14 protein-coding genes are annotated in these 13,634 nt (G+C 66.0%); 9 read left to right on the top strand and 5 right to left on the bottom strand.

The window, feature by feature from the left end:
- Positions 1-12: 12 nt before the first annotated feature.
- The 3 genes from ACZ522_RS07280 to ACZ522_RS07270 form a co-directional block, all read right to left on the bottom strand.
- Entirely contained in the window at positions 13-363 is a 351-nt protein-coding gene (locus tag ACZ522_RS07280) for a DUF5802 family protein (protein ID WP_379693438.1), read from the bottom strand.
- Positions 364-446: 83 nt separating this feature from the next.
- On the bottom strand, positions 447-845 hold the full coding sequence (locus ACZ522_RS07275) for a hypothetical protein (protein WP_379693441.1): 399 nt from the start codon (positions 843-845) through the stop codon (positions 447-449).
- Positions 835-1,875 carry a zinc-binding dehydrogenase gene (locus tag ACZ522_RS07270; protein WP_379693443.1) on the bottom strand — a complete coding sequence of 347 codons (1,041 nt, stop codon included), beginning with the start codon at positions 1,873-1,875 and terminating at the stop codon, positions 835-837. Before ACZ522_RS07270 ends, ACZ522_RS07275 begins: the two co-directional genes overlap by 11 nt.
- Positions 1,876-1,954: 79 nt before the next feature.
- On the opposite strand from ACZ522_RS07270, the gene ACZ522_RS07265 reads away from it, so the two are divergent.
- Complete coding sequence (locus tag ACZ522_RS07265; RefSeq protein ID WP_379693445.1) at positions 1,955-2,566, top strand: MogA/MoaB family molybdenum cofactor biosynthesis protein; 612 nt, start codon at positions 1,955-1,957, stop codon at positions 2,564-2,566.
- A gap of 21 nt (positions 2,567-2,587) precedes the next feature.
- On the opposite strand, the gene ACZ522_RS07260 is transcribed toward ACZ522_RS07265, so the two are convergent.
- Positions 2,588-4,060 carry an alpha-amylase domain-containing protein gene (locus ACZ522_RS07260; RefSeq protein WP_379693447.1) on the bottom strand — a complete coding sequence of 491 codons (1,473 nt, stop codon included), beginning with the start codon at positions 4,058-4,060 and terminating at the stop codon, positions 2,588-2,590.
- A gap of 139 nt (positions 4,061-4,199) precedes the next feature.
- Here ACZ522_RS07260 and ilvD point away from each other — a divergent pair, with 139 nt between their 5' ends.
- The 4 genes from ilvD (at position 4,200) to otsB (ending at position 9,259) form a co-directional block, all read left to right on the top strand.
- Positions 4,200-5,957 carry a dihydroxy-acid dehydratase gene (gene ilvD, locus ACZ522_RS07255; RefSeq protein ID WP_379693449.1) on the top strand — a complete coding sequence of 586 codons (1,758 nt, stop codon included), beginning with the start codon at positions 4,200-4,202 and terminating at the stop codon, positions 5,955-5,957.
- A gap of 447 nt (positions 5,958-6,404) precedes the next feature.
- Positions 6,405-6,740, top strand: a complete 336-nt coding sequence (locus ACZ522_RS07250; protein ID WP_379693451.1) for a DUF5789 family protein — start codon at positions 6,405-6,407, stop codon at positions 6,738-6,740.
- Positions 6,741-6,882: 142 nt separating this feature from the next.
- Entirely contained in the window at positions 6,883-8,436 is a 1,554-nt protein-coding gene (locus tag ACZ522_RS07245) for an alpha,alpha-trehalose-phosphate synthase (UDP-forming) (protein ID WP_379693453.1), read from the top strand.
- Positions 8,429-9,259 carry a trehalose-phosphatase gene (gene otsB, locus ACZ522_RS07240; RefSeq protein ID WP_379693455.1) on the top strand — a complete coding sequence of 277 codons (831 nt, stop codon included), beginning with the start codon at positions 8,429-8,431 and terminating at the stop codon, positions 9,257-9,259. The genes ACZ522_RS07245 and otsB overlap by 8 nt, the downstream gene beginning before the upstream one ends.
- Positions 9,260-9,368: 109 nt before the next feature.
- Here the strand turns inward: otsB and ACZ522_RS07235 are convergent, their stop codons facing one another.
- Positions 9,369-9,608, bottom strand: coding sequence for a PRC-barrel domain containing protein (locus ACZ522_RS07235; RefSeq protein ID WP_379693458.1), 240 nt, complete (start codon positions 9,606-9,608; stop codon positions 9,369-9,371).
- Between the two features lie 207 nt (positions 9,609-9,815).
- Between ACZ522_RS07235 and ACZ522_RS07230 the strand changes: the two genes are divergently transcribed.
- The 4 genes from ACZ522_RS07230 to ACZ522_RS07215 all read left to right on the top strand — a co-directional run bounded on the left by ACZ522_RS07230 (position 9,816) and on the right by ACZ522_RS07215 (position 13,577).
- Positions 9,816-10,484: a helix-turn-helix domain-containing protein gene (locus ACZ522_RS07230; protein WP_379693460.1), complete on the top strand. Its 669-nt coding sequence runs from the start codon at positions 9,816-9,818 to the stop codon at positions 10,482-10,484.
- 470 nt (positions 10,485-10,954) lie between these two features.
- A complete protein-coding gene (locus tag ACZ522_RS07225) occupies positions 10,955-11,410 on the top strand; it encodes a DUF4212 domain-containing protein (protein ID WP_379693462.1) in 456 nt (151 codons plus the stop codon).
- The gene (locus ACZ522_RS07220; RefSeq protein ID WP_379693464.1) at positions 11,407-13,104 is read left to right on the top strand and encodes a sodium:solute symporter family transporter; all 1,698 of its coding nucleotides are present in this window, start codon (positions 11,407-11,409) and stop codon (positions 13,102-13,104) included. Before ACZ522_RS07225 ends, ACZ522_RS07220 begins: the two co-directional genes overlap by 4 nt.
- Before the next feature lie 2 nt (positions 13,105-13,106).
- Positions 13,107-13,577, top strand: a complete 471-nt coding sequence (locus ACZ522_RS07215) for a universal stress protein (protein ID WP_379693466.1) — start codon at positions 13,107-13,109, stop codon at positions 13,575-13,577.
- The last annotated feature ends 57 nt before the right edge of the window (positions 13,578-13,634 follow it).

The raw sequence follows: 13,634 nt of genomic DNA, 5'->3' as shown, positions 1-13,634 counted from the left end.
GTCGTGAGCGTGCTACGCCACGGCGGCGTCGTCGCCGAACTTGTAGCCCGAGTACCGGAGCAGTTCGGCCGCGCGTTCTCGCTTCGCGAGGAGGACGTCGCGGTCGTCCGGCAGGCCCTCGTCGGCGAACGAACTCGGGACGGCGAGGGTCCCCGACGGGACGGACTCGTCCCCGAGGACGGGGATGTGCGTCTGCTCTAACTTCATGACGAGGGGCGCGTCGAGTGGCGTCACCCCCTCGTCCGCGTACAACTCCTCGTTGACTCTCTCGTGGTCCGTCCGGTGGATGGCGGGCACCTCGCCGTCGTACGGTTCGACGTACAACCGGCCGAGGTAGTAGCCGCTCGAAAATTGCTCGAACATCTGTGCGTGACGTTCTCACCCACGGATAGATATAAGAGTTGTCGCCAACGCTTATGTCGGACCGCAAAACGAGGAGACGCCGGTCAGTCGTCGTCGCGTCGGCCGCCGTTCGTCGCGCCGGTCATAGACCACACCGCGGTGAGACCGAGGACGACGGCGGGGAGCAACGGGAGGACGAGCAACGCCACGACGTACGGGACGCCGAACGACCCGAGGAACGTCGGGCGCAGGTAGATGAGTCCCGGGACGACGAGCGTACAGAACACTAACACGACCACGAGTCCCCAGCCGGTTCGCCCGAATCCGGAGGGTTCGGGCCCTTCGGGCACGGGTTCGCCGTCCGGGCGGTGGACGTAGCCCCCCTCTGTATCGGACTGCGTCCGAGTAGCCGACGAGCGTCGCTCGCCGGTGTCACCGGAACGCTTCGCGTTCCGGTCTGCGGACGAGACGCTTTGCGTCTCGTCGATGCCGTCAGAGTTCACTATCGGGGATTACGACTACCTTGCCAAAGCCCTCACGGTTCTCTATCATCTCGTGTGCGCGCGCCGTCTCGCTCATCGGAAGCACCTCGCGGATGCGCGGTTCGAAGGTGCCGTCCCAGACGAGTTCGAGGACGTCGTCGGCCTGTCCGGGGGTCGCCATCGTTGACCCGATGACCTGCAGTTGGTTCCAGAAGATGCGGTTCAGGCCCGCGCCGGGGTTCCCGCCGGTCGTCGCCCCGCAGGTGACGAGACGGCCGCCCTTCCGCAGACTCTTCAGGGAGTCCTCGTACGTCGCCTCCCCGATGTGGTCCACGACGACGTCCACGCCGCGCTTGTCGGTTATCTCGCGGACGCGCCCCGCGAACTCCTCGTCCTCGTAGTTGATGAGGTGGTCCGCGCCGCAGTCTTCGGCGTACTCCAGTTTCTCGTCGGTGGATGCGGTGGCGAACACCTCCGCGCCCGCGTAGTCGGCGATTTGGACGGCCGCGTGGCCGACGCCGCCCGAAGCGCCGTGGACAAGGACCTTCTCGCCGGGGTCAACGTCGGCGCGGTCCACGAGCATCCGCCACGCCGTCTGAAAGACCAGCGACGCCGACCCGGCGGTCTCCCACCTGACGCCCTCGGGGACGGGGACGAGGTTCTCCGCGGGGACGGCGGCGTACTCCGAGTGGACGCCGCGCACGTGTTCGCCGATGATGCGGAAGTCGGGTGCCAACGTCGGGTCGCCGTGTCGGGAGAACTCGTCGTCGCCGTTCGAGACGCCCGCGATGAGAGCCACGCGGTCGCCCTCCTCGAACCGCGTCACGCTCTCGCCCACCTCGTCCACGACGCCGGCCATGTCGCTGCCGGGGACGTGCGGCATCTCCAAGTCGAGCCCGGGCAGTCCGCGCCGCGTCCAGACGTCGAGGTGGTTCAGCGCCGCCGCCTTCACGTCCACGACCACCTCGCCGCGGTCCGGTTCGGGGTCGGGGAACTCGCCGTACTCGATGACGTCTCGGTCGCCGTGCTCCGCGAATTGGACTGCCTGCATACCAGTTCCGTGGGGCGGGACCCACTAAATACCGCGCTCCGTCCGCACGATTTTCCCCGTCCCGTCCGAACGTCGGCGTATGAACGACGGACCACAGATAGACGCCGACCACGAGGCCGCCGACCATCAACACGACTCCGACGGGGACGACCATCGCCACGAACACGACGATCACCACGACCACGACGACCACCACGAACACGACGTCGAAACCGTCGGCGTCGCCGTCGTCACCATCTCCTCGACGCGTTCGCTCGACGACGACCCGGCGGGCGACGCCGTCGTCGCGGCGTTCGACGAGGCGGGCCACGAGGTGGTCACGCGCCAACTGGTGGACGACGACTTCGACGGGATTCAGGCCACCGTGGACAACCTCGTGGACCGAGAGGACGTAGACGCCGTCGTCACCGCCGGCGGCACGGGCGTGACGCCCGACGACGTGACCGTCGAAGCGGTGGACGACATCCTCAGGAAGCGACTGCCGGGGTTCGGCGAACTGTTCCGCCGACTGTCGTACGAGGAGATAGGCACGCGCGTCGTCGGGACGTGCGCCGCCGCGGGCGTCTCTCGGGGGGTCATCATCTTCTGTCTGCCCGGGAGCGAGAACGCCGCGCGCCTCGGCACCGAGGAGATAATCGTCCCCGAGGTGCCGCACCTCGTCGGACTGGCCTCCCGCGACGGGGAGGAGTGAGGCCGCGCCGCGGTGGCGCGGTCAGGGCGGCGCGTAGAACACCCACGACTCGGCGGGGACGGTCACGTCCACGTACCCGTCACCGTCGGTCGTCACGTCGTCCGCGTTACCGCTGTAGTCGTTGAGCGTCCGGTTCGTCCACGAGGTGTACACGCGCTGGGTGTGCGACCCGTTCGGGTCGTTGTTGATGCCGACGAGCAGGTTGTTGTACCGTTCGTAGACGGCGAGATTCGAGGAGGCGTGCCGCCAGTGCAGTTCGCCGCCGCAGAGGTTGTCGCGCACCCACACCATGTTGTTGATGGCGCTATCGTCGAGTATCTCGGTCGGATAGAGGTTGTACACCATCGGGACGCCCTCCGTCGTGAGGACGAAGGCGTGGGCGAGGTGGTACTGCGACGGCGCGCCCTCGTCGTGGTTCTGCACGAACGGGTGCGCGTGCCACGGGTCTTGGGCGACCAACCCGGCCCCCTGCAGTTGGCTCATGTCGCCCTCCTCGAAGACCCGGTCGAGGACGAAGTACAGCGGGTAGTCGAAGGCGTCCATGCCCGTGTCAACGTACGTCTGCACGTAGTCGAGACTGCCGCTGTACACCTCGCCGATGCGGGCCATCCCGAGTTCGTCGGCCTTCGGGTTCGCGTGGTCGCGCCAGTACTTCTCCTCGACGTGCTTGACCGCGTCGAAGCGGTACCCGTCCGCGCCCGTCCCGGCGATTTTCTCCATGTAGTTCATCAGTTCGCTCCGGACGTACGACGAGGTGGACGACTCGTACTGCGCGAGGTCCGGTAAGCCGAGGAGTTCGCCGTGTTCGACCTGGTGGTCGTCGTTCCAGTCGTCGATGCTCCCCACGTCGTGGTGGAAGTCGTCGTAGGAGAACCGCGGGAACTCGTAGTCGTGGCCCGTCGCCATGTGGTTCATCACGCAGTCGACGTACACCTCCAACCCCTGCGCGTGCGCTTCGTCTATCAGGTTTCGGAGGTCTTCCTCCGTGCCGAACTCGCTGTCGAACGTGGTGAAATCGACGGGCTGGTACCCCAACGGCGGGTCGTTGCGCCCGTTCTGCTCCGACCACGAGATGTCGCTTCGCTGCGGCGCTTGAATCCACACCGCGTCGTACCCCCGATCGGCCACCGTCGAGAGGTTCTCCGTGATGGTCGGCCACGTCTCGTGGAAGTACTGGAAGTGAGCGGGTTCGCCCGAGGCGGCCGAGCCCCGTCCGGCGAACGCCCGAATCGACGCCGCGAGTCCGGTCGCCGAGAGCGCTCCGAGGAACGTCCGCCTCGTAAGCGCCGCGCGAACCGTCTCGTCGCCGGATCCGTCCCCCAACTCGGTCGTCTCCGCCGACTCCGCCTCCCCGTCGGCGTCGCCGTTCCGCGGGCCGAACTCCGAGACGTGCGCGTCGCCGTTTCGGGCCGCGCGCCGGGCGGCCTCCCGGTCCGATTCGCGTCGTCGGCCGCGTCTGTTCGTCGCGTCGTCGTCCGAACCATGGGTTACCATAGCACGAGTTACGTACTATTACTTCACAAATATACCTAATTGACGATGATGGTGAATGAGTGCCGCATCCGGAGGCGTTTCGGGGGCGAATGCTGGTGGTTCGGTGTGCTTTAAGCCGGTCGGGAAGCAACGACGGGATATGAGCCAACAAACCCCGCGGGGGGACGCCGACGAGGACGAGGCGTTCTCTCACGGAAAGGACCCGAACCTACAGAGTTCGGAGGTCACCGAGGGTGCAGACCGCGCCCCGCACCGCGCGATGTTCCGCGCGATGGGGTTCGACGACGAGGACTTGGGGTCGCCGATGGTCGGCATCGCCAACCCCGCCGCGGACATCACCCCGTGTAACGTCCACCTGGACGACGTGGCCGACGCCGCCATCGAGGGCGTCGAGGACGCCGGCGGGATGCCCATCGAGTTCGGCACCATCACCATCTCGGACGCCATCTCGATGGGGACCGAGGGGATGAAGGCCTCCCTCATCTCTCGGGAGGTCATCGCCGACTCCGTCGAACTCGTCGCCTTCGGCGAACGGATGGACGCCCTCGTCACCGTCGCCGGGTGCGACAAGAACCTCCCGGGGATGATGATGGCGTCCATCCGGACGGACCTCCCCTCCGTGTTCCTCTACGGCGGGTCCATCATGCCCGGCGAACACGAGGGCCGGGAAGTGACCGTCCAGAGCGTCTTCGAGGGCGTCGGCACGTACGCCGAGGGCGAGATGAGCGCCGACGAACTCGACGAGTTAGAGCGCAACGCCTGCCCCGGCGCGGGGTCCTGCGGCGGGATGTTCACGGCGAACACGATGGCGTCCATCAGCGAGGCACTCGGGATGGCACCGCTCGGAACCGCGGGCGCGCCCGCCGAGTCCGAGGAACGCTACGAGGTGGCCCGCCGGTCCGGCGAGGCCGTCCTCGACGCCGTCGAGAACGACATCCGCCCCTCCGACGTCCTCTCGAAGAAGTCCTTCGAGAACGCCATCGCCCTGCAGGTGGCCGTCGGCGGGTCGACGAACGCCGTCCTCCACTTGCTCGCACTCGCCGCCGAGGCCGGAATCGACCTCGAAATCGACGAGTTCGACGAGATATCCCGGCGCACGCCGAAGATCGCGAACCTCCAACCCGGCGGCACGAAGGTGATGAACGACCTCTACGAGGAGGGCGGCGTCCCCGTCGTCATCCGCCGACTCCTCGACGCCGGCCTGTTCCACGGCGACGCGATGACTGTCACCGGCCGCACCATCGAGGAGGAACTCGAACGGTTGGACCTCCCGGACGACGACGAGATCGATGGCGACTTCATCTACACCGTCGACGACCCCTACCAGGAGGAGGGCGCGATCAAGATCCTGAAGGGCAACCTCGCGCCCGACGGCGCGGTGCTGAAGGTGACCGGCGACGACAAGTTCCACCACGCCGGCCCCGTCCGCGTCTTCGAGAACGAGGAGGACGCCATGGAGTACGTCCAGGATGGCCACATCGAATCGGGCGACGTCATTGCCATCCGCAACGAGGGGCCGCAGGGCGGCCCCGGCATGCGCGAGATGCTCGGCGTCACCGCCGCCGTCGTCGGACAGGGACACGAGGACGACGTGGCGCTTCTGACGGACGGTCGGTTCTCCGGAGCGACCCGCGGCCCGATGGTCGGTCACGTCGCGCCCGAGGCGGCCGTCGGAGGACCCATCGCCCTCCTCGAGGACGGCGACGAGGTGACCGTCGACATCCAGAACCGCGAACTCTCCGTGGACCTCTCCGAAGAGGAACTCGCAGAGCGAAGAGAGGAGTGGAAACCGCACCCGCCGAACTACACCTCCGGCGTCCTCGCGAAGTACGGCAACGACTTCGGGTCGGCCGCCAACGGCGCGGTGACGAACCCCGGCGCGAAGCGAAAGGACTGAACTGACCTCCCTTTCGGTCCGGCTTTTCGAGCGAGCGAAGTTTCCGTGAGCCGAAGGCGAACGAGAGCACGGGAGAACGAATTTCTCCCGGAGCGATGGAAAGGCGGAATAGCGCGGTGACGAACCCGGCGCGAAGCGAGAGTGACCTCGACCGACCGCGACTCACTCCGTTCGTCGCGGATCGTTTGGTCCGGGTTGTTGCGCCTCGGGCCGCGCGTTGTACGACCCCTCGGCGCAAAAAAGGAGGGTGTAAAAGTGGTGACAATTTCCCTCAGGTAAACGCCGCCGACCTTACTTTCGCAAGGTCGATTCGCGCCGAGAGTTGTCGCGTGAGAGCATCTTCGAGGAGACGGAACGGTCCGAACTGCGACGGCGGCGTCAGAGGCCCGAATCACCCGGCATTGGCAGGCACAAGGAGTTGATGAAAACGCGAGTAAGTTTCGGTGCATGAGCGACGAAGATCTCGACGAGAACGAGGACGCCGAGGAGAAAGAGATGGGAGTCGAGTTCGGTTCGCTGGCGGACGAACTCGACGAGGAGGAGTATCCGATCTCGAAAGAGGAGGTCGTAGAGAAGTACGGCGACCACGAACTCAACATCTCCGACGGGACGACGACCGTAGAGGAGGTTCTCGCCGGCAGGGGCGACGAGGAGTTCCAATCGCCCAACGAAGTCCAACAGAGCATCCTCAACATGGTCGGTGGCGAGGCGGTGGGCAGACAGCGATACAGCGACCGAGGGATAGAGGACGACTCCGACGAGAAATCCGACCAATCGTTCTAACCCCCCGCGCCCGCGACTCGTTTCGCCTTCGAAGACGTTCTCGCCGAAAGGCCTAAATGGCGGATAGAGGCTCCGAGGAGCCACATATGCTGGCACCTGCAGGCCGAACGATTAGCCGAGAAGCAGCGCATTGTATTTATGAATGAACGTCTCAGACGTGTCGTCCTCGCTGTCGAGTCGGCGAGCGTCGGCCTCCGAGAGAGACGGACGGAGTACGCAGACGACGGACGACGTCGTCGTCGTCTCCAACCGGCAGCCGTACCGGCACGAATACGACGACGAGGGCGGAATAAACGTCAGTCGCCCGACCGGGGGACTGACATCGGCGTTGGACGCGGCGATGCGCGAGCGAAACGGGACGTGGATAGCGTGGGGCGACGGGAGTGCCGACAGGGACGTCGTCGACGACGACGGCCACGTTACCGTCCCGCCCGACGAGGAGAAAGAGGAGGGCACGTACACGCTCAACCGGGTGTGGCTCTCCGAGGAGCAGGTCGAGAACTACTACCTCGGATTCAGCAACCGAGTTCTCTGGCCCGTCTGCCACTCGATGCTGATGAACGTCCACTCGGAAGCGGCGTACTGGCAGGACTACGAGGCGGTGAACGACCAGTTCGTCGACAACGTGGCGAGACACGTCGGCGAATCGACCATCGTCTGGTTCCAGGATTACCACCTGAGCCTCGCGCCGCGGATGCTCGAATCGCGGGTCCCCGACGGCGCGTTTCTCGCGCACTTCTGGCACATCCCGTGGCCCGGGTGGGACATGTTCCGGGCGTGCCCGCACGGCGAGGATATAATCTCCGGCCTCCTCGGGAACGACCTCTTGGGCTTCCACGTCCCGCGGTACGGGGAGAACTTCATGGAGTGCGTAGAGCAGACGTTCCCCGACGCGGAAGTCGATAGAGACGCCGCCGAGATCACCTTCCGTGGGAAGACGACGACCATCGAGGCGTTCCCCCTGGGCGTCTCGGTGGACACCATCCGAACGGGCGCGAAGTCGGAGGCGGCCGAGTCGTTCTGGGCGGAGTTCGCGGACGAACACCACCTTAACGAGAAGCGAGTCAGCGTGGGCGTCGACCGCTTAGACTACACCAAGGGCATCCCCGAACGGTTCGAGGCCCTCGAGCGACTGTGGGAGGACTCCCCCGAGTGGCGGGGGTCGCTCACCCACGTGCAGATCGGCTCGAAGAGTCGGTCGGAGATAGAGGAGTACATGGACATCCAGACGGAGGTAGAGGAGGAGGCGGCGCGGATAAACGAGCGCTTCGGCACCGACGAGTGGGAGCCGATAGTGTACACGACCGCGCATCTCTCGGACGAGGCGCTGTACGGGGCGTACACGCACAGCGACATCGCCCTCATCAGTCCCCTCCGGGACGGCATGAACTTGGTCGCACAGGAGTACGTCGCCGCGCAGGGAGACGACGGCGACGGCGTCCTCCTCCTCAGCGACCAGACGGGCGCGCACGACTACATGGGCGAGTGGACGGTCACCGTCCGCCCGCAGAACACGGACGAGTTCGCGTCCGCCATCGACGACGCGTTGCGCATGCCCGCCAGCGAACGGCGCGAACGGATGCGCGAACTGCGGAACCGCGTCGAAGACGCCGACGTGTCGCGGTGGATGCACTCCATCTTCGAGACGGTGGCGACGATGCGGAACGCCGGAACGGAGGGGTCGGACGATGAGTGAGGACGTCGGAGCGTCGCCGAACGAGGGCGGCGAGACGCCCCTCTTTCAGTCTCGGACGACGGAGGTCGGCGAGTGGTTGGACGACGCGGAGGGACTGACGCTCGGACTCGACTTCGACGGAACGCTCGCGCCCATCGGCGCGGACCCCGAGGAGACGGAGATCTTCCCCGACTCCCGGGAGGCCGTCGAGGAACTCGTCGAACACCCGCGCGTCGACGTGACGGTCATCAGCGGACGGCAACTGGCCGACGTGGTCGAACGGGTCGGCGTCGACGGCATCGACTACGCCGGGAACCACGGACTGGAGATGCGAATCGACGGCGAGATGGAGGTCCACCCCGAGGCGGTGGCCGCCCGCACCGCGATAGAGGACCTCTGCGCGGAGATTCGCTCCCGGTTGGACCACGTTCCGGGCTGTTTCGTCGAAGAGAAGGGCGTCACGGCGAGCGTCCACTTCCGGCAGACGCCCGAGGAGTACGTCGAGGAAGTCGTCGCCGCCGTCGAGGAACTGGCCGCGGCGTCCGACGAGGACATCCACGTCGTCTCCGGCAAGCAGATTCGTGAGATCCGCCCCGACGTGGACTGGGACAAAGGGCGCGTGGTAGACCGACTCGACGAACGCGCCCCCGACGGGTGGCGGACGATGTACGTCGGCGACGACACCACCGACGAGGACGCCTTCCGCGCGGTCCAACCGTCCGGCATCGGCATCCTCGTCGGCGACAGACCCGACACGGACGCCGACTACCGCCTCGAAAGCCACGAGCAGGTGCCGTCGCTCCTCGAATGGCTCGCGGCGCGGGCGAGTACGGCCGAACGGTAACCGACGCCCGCCGCTCTCGCCGTCGCGGGTATCGGAGAAACCGCTCGCGCTCTCGCTTCGACGCGGCGAAAAAACGCTCGCCGTCGGTTCGCCCGACGGCCCCCGCGGGCTACAGTTCCCGCAGTCGAATCTCGTCGTCGGTTATCTCTCGGATGCGCGCCTCCTGAAGCGGGTAGTTGTCGTCGTCCACGTCTCCCCACCCGAGCTTCGCCTTTATCTCGTCGGTGATGCCCGGGTCGGGTTCGACGTACGCCGTGCCGTGGCGCACGTCGGACACGATGCCTATCTTGTCTCCGCGTTCGTTCACCACGTCTTTACCTTCCTCGGAGTCGGTCACATCTACTACCATACGGGTGACACGACACCCGCACGAGCATTGATACGTCTGCCTGCAGATTCAGACTCGTTTCTCCAACAGTACCGAGTTCTTACACGCACCTCGGACCGGGCGGATGTGGGCAATCGGTCAGGAAGACCGCAGCGAATCGCCGTTCGTCCGAAAGTCGGAGCAAAAGCCGCCGAAAGTGATTTACAGTTGAAATGAGCCTAGCAGAGTGTGTCAACCAGCACGATCGCCGTCGTGCGCATCCCGTCCTCGGAGTTCGCCCTCAGCGACACGTTCGACCGGTGCCCCGACGTCGAGTTCGACATCGAACGACTCGTCGCCCGGGACTCCGACTCCGCGATGCCGTTCATGTGGGCACAGGGGACGGACCTCGACGCCGTCGAGGACGCCCTGCGAGAGGATTCGAGCGTCGCCGAGTTCGAGGTGCTCGCCAACCTCGGCGACGAACGGCTCTACCGGATGTCGTGGGTCGCTCACATCCGCCTCGTCATCCACATCCTCCTCGAAGAGGAGGGGACTATCCTCGACGCGCACGGGCGGGGCGGGAACTGGCGCCTCCGCATCATGTTCCCCGAACGGGACTCGCTGTCCGCGACGTACGACTTCTGTAGCGACCACGGCCTCTCCTTCGACGTCGAGAAGGTGTACGATATGAACGAGAGCGCTCGGGCGGGGCGGTTCGGCCTCTCCGAGGAGCAGTTCGACGCGCTGACGACCGCCGCCGAGCACGGCTACTTTCAGGTCCCGCGCGGCGTCACCGCCGAGGAACTCGGGGAGATGCTCGGCATCACCCACCAGTCCCTCTCGGAACGGCTCCGCCGGGGACAGGAAAATCTCATCCGCTCGACGCTGCTCATCGACGATCCGGACGTCGAGTGAACCCGCGGCCGCCGACCGGAACGACGCCGAGGAAACTATCAGCCGACACGAACGCGGTGCGCTCCGCTCGGATCGACCCCGACTCTAATTCTACCGTACGACGGTCTCTTCCGGCCGATAACCGCGGTGGTTAATATGCCCTTCGGAACTGGCCATTATGCCTCTTTGTGAATAATTATTATAGTTTCGAGGGTATTCAACTGAGCGTGTCCGACCGAGGAGAATCGGAGGGTACGCTCGCCGCCGCGCCGGTGCCGACGGCCGCCCCCCGGCCGACGCCGACGACTCCGGCGGCGAGGGTCGTGTGCTGTCGCCTGGTAGCCGCCGCGGACGGCGGCCGATCGGACAGTGTCGGCGCACCCCGGGCCTCCGAGTTCGGCGACGAGAGTCGGCGTTCGGTCGGAGGCGGCTGACCGGGGATTCGGTTTTCCAAAATCGAAACAGAGACACGACCGCTTCAGAGATATACTATGACAGACAACGACACTCATTCACCTGCCGACGAAGCGAAAGCGAACGTCGAGACGGACGGTGGTGTGGCCACGCAGGCGGACCGCGACCACCGAAACATCGACTATCTCAGCCGTGAGGTGAACCTCCTCCGGCCGAGTACCCCGTTCATGCGGGACCACTTACGAATCATCTGGACCGGGTTCGCCATCTGGGCTCTCATCGTCTTCGGACCCGTGACGCTCACCGCCGTCGCGCCGGGCGTGATGACGACGACGCTTCCGGTCATCGGCTTCCCGTTGCACTACTTCCTCGTCGCCATCGGAGCGCCGTCCGGCGCTCTCATCCTCGCGTTCTGGTACGCCCGCAAGCGCGACGCCTTAGACGAGAAGTACGGCATCTCACACCAGACCGTCGCGGGTGACCGCGGCGGCGGCGCAGAAGGCGCGACGACCGACGGAGGGACGACGGAATGATGGAAGTGTTCCTCCAGAGCGGACTGCTGCCGGAGGGGTTGAACGTCTCGTTCAAACTCGTCCCAGCCATCATGGTCACGGCGATGCTGTTGCTATTCCTCGCCATCGGCTACGTGTTCAAAGTCGCCGACACCGAGGGCATGTGGGTCGCCGGACGCTCCATCGGTAACGTCGAGAACGGGATGGCCATCGGCGCGAACTGGATGTCGGCCGCGTCGTACCTCGGGATGGCGGCGCTCATCGCCCTCTCGGGGTTCTACGGGCTGGCGTTCATCGTCGGCTGGTCCACGGGGTACTTCATCCTGCTCATCTTCATGGCCGCGCAGATGCGCCGGTTCGGGAAGTACACCGCGCCGGACTTCGTCGGCGACCGATTCAACTCCGACACCGCGCGCGCCATCGCCGCGGTGACGACGTTCCTCATCGGGTTCGTCTACGCCATCGGTCAGGCCCGCGGGATGGGCCTCGTCGGCCTGTACATCTTCGGCGACATCGGCATCCCCGGCCTCAGCGGCTACCAGTCGATGGTCGTCGCCATGATGGCCATCACCGTCGGCTACCTGACGCTGTCGGGGATGCTGGGCGCGACGAAGAACATGGCCGTGCAGTACGTCATCCTCATCATCGCGTTCCTCGCGGGCCTGTACGCCGTCGGCTTCACGCAGGGCTACTCGACGGTGCTGCCGCAGATAGAGTACGGGCAACTCATCAGCGAACTCGGCAGAGAGTTCAGCGAACCGTTCGTCAACCAGAGCTACTACCTGTGGATCGCCACGGCGTTCTCGCTCGTCGTCGGCACCTGCGGACTCCCGCACGTGCTGGTCCGGTTCTACACCGTCGAGAGCGAGCGAACCGCCCGGTGGTCCACGGTGTGGGGGCTGGGCTTCATCCTGCTTCTGTACCTCAGTTCCCCCGCCTTCGCCGCGTTCGGGACCGACCTCTACGCGAAGAACATCGGTGCGGTGTACGGCGACCCCGGCATGACGAGTGCCGCGGGCGACGTCATCGTCGTGCTGGCGGCGCAACTCGCGAACCTGCCGACGTGGTTCGTCGGCCTCGTCGCGGCGGGCGGCATCGCCGCGGCCATCGCGACGGTGGCCGGTCTGTTCATCGCCGGTTCCTCGGCCATCTCGCACGACATCTACGCGAACATCATCAACGAGGACGCCACCCAACGGCAGCAGGTTCTCGTCGGCCGCCTCAGCATCGTCGCGCTGGGCGTGTTGACGACGCTCGCCGCCCTCGACCCGGCGGCACCCATCGCCGCGCTAGTGTCCTACGCGTTCTCGCTGGCCGGCGCGGTGCTGTTCCCGATGTTCTTCCTCGGCCTCTGGTGGGAGAACACGAACCGGCAGGGCGCCCTCGCCGGCATGACGACCGGACTCGTCATCTGGTTCATCCCGATATTCAACGAGGTGCTCCCGAGCTACGGCCTGTTCGCCGGCGCGGCGGGGTCGGACGGCGTCATCTTCCCGACGCTGGCGCAGTGGTTACCCGCCATCGGGTCGGCGCTGGTGGCCGTCCCCATCGTGTTCGCCGTCACCATCGGCGTCTCCCTCGTCACGTCGGAACCGCCGCTCGAAACCAAGCGCATGGTCCGACAGTGTCACAGCCCCGAACCGATGGGCCAGCAACAAACCGCAGAAGACGTCGTCAGCACCGACGGCGGTAGCGAAACGCCCGCGGACGACTGACGATGTACGAACGCATACTCGTTCCCACGGACGGTAGCGAGACGGCCGAACAGGCCGTCGAGCAGGCGGTGGACATCGCCTCGAAGTACGGTTCGACGATTCACGCCCTCTACGTCATCGACGTGGACGCGACGAGTTACTCTCTCGGCACCGAACAGGTGGACCGAATCCGGCAGGGCCACCTCGACGAGATGCCGGAGGTGAAAGCGGACGCGGACGAGGCGACGGGGTACGTCGCCGACGCAGCGACGGAACGCGGCGTCAGCGTCGAGGAACACGTCACCGCCGGCGAACCCGCCCGGGCCATCCGGAAGTTCGTCGAGGAGAACGACATCGACCTCGTGGTGATGGGGTCGCACGGCCGGTCTGGGCTCTCCCGCGTCGTCCTCGGCAGCGTCGCCGAGAAGGTCCTGCGCCGGACGCGACTGCCCGTCCTCGTCGTCGACGGCGCCGACGAAAAGGCGGACCTGTAAGGCCCCCGCCGACCGATATTTCAGACGCGATGAACCACGATTCCCACCCGAACGGCG

The organism is Halopelagius fulvigenes, from assembly GCF_055398025.1.
This window is presented reverse-complemented; position numbering and strand designations above follow the sequence as displayed.

What these genes read in the sequence shown, in the direction of transcription:
- ACZ522_RS07280 (WP_379693438.1), bottom strand. Translation starts at nt 363, where the DNA reads ATGTTCGAGCAATTTTCGAGCGGCTACTACCTCGGCCGGTTGTACGTC.
- ACZ522_RS07270 (WP_379693443.1), bottom strand. Translation starts at nt 1,875, where the DNA reads ATGCAGGCAGTCCAATTCGCGGAGCACGGCGACCGAGACGTCATCGAG.
- ACZ522_RS07265 (WP_379693445.1), top strand. Translation starts at nt 1,955, where the DNA reads ATGAACGACGGACCACAGATAGACGCCGACCACGAGGCCGCCGACCAT.
- ACZ522_RS07260 (WP_379693447.1), bottom strand. Translation starts at nt 4,060, where the DNA reads ATGGTAACCCATGGTTCGGACGACGACGCGACGAACAGACGCGGCCGA.
- ilvD (WP_379693449.1), top strand. Translation starts at nt 4,200, where the DNA reads ATGAGCCAACAAACCCCGCGGGGGGACGCCGACGAGGACGAGGCGTTC.
- ACZ522_RS07250 (WP_379693451.1), top strand. Translation starts at nt 6,405, where the DNA reads ATGAGCGACGAAGATCTCGACGAGAACGAGGACGCCGAGGAGAAAGAG.
- ACZ522_RS07245 (WP_379693453.1), top strand. Translation starts at nt 6,883, where the DNA reads ATGAACGTCTCAGACGTGTCGTCCTCGCTGTCGAGTCGGCGAGCGTCG.
- otsB (WP_379693455.1), top strand. Translation starts at nt 8,429, where the DNA reads ATGAGTGAGGACGTCGGAGCGTCGCCGAACGAGGGCGGCGAGACGCCC.
- ACZ522_RS07235 (WP_379693458.1), bottom strand. Translation starts at nt 9,608, where the DNA reads ATGGTAGTAGATGTGACCGACTCCGAGGAAGGTAAAGACGTGGTGAAC.
- ACZ522_RS07225 (WP_379693462.1), top strand. Translation starts at nt 10,955, where the DNA reads ATGACAGACAACGACACTCATTCACCTGCCGACGAAGCGAAAGCGAAC.
- ACZ522_RS07220 (WP_379693464.1), top strand. Translation starts at nt 11,407, where the DNA reads ATGATGGAAGTGTTCCTCCAGAGCGGACTGCTGCCGGAGGGGTTGAAC.
- ACZ522_RS07215 (WP_379693466.1), top strand. Translation starts at nt 13,107, where the DNA reads ATGTACGAACGCATACTCGTTCCCACGGACGGTAGCGAGACGGCCGAA.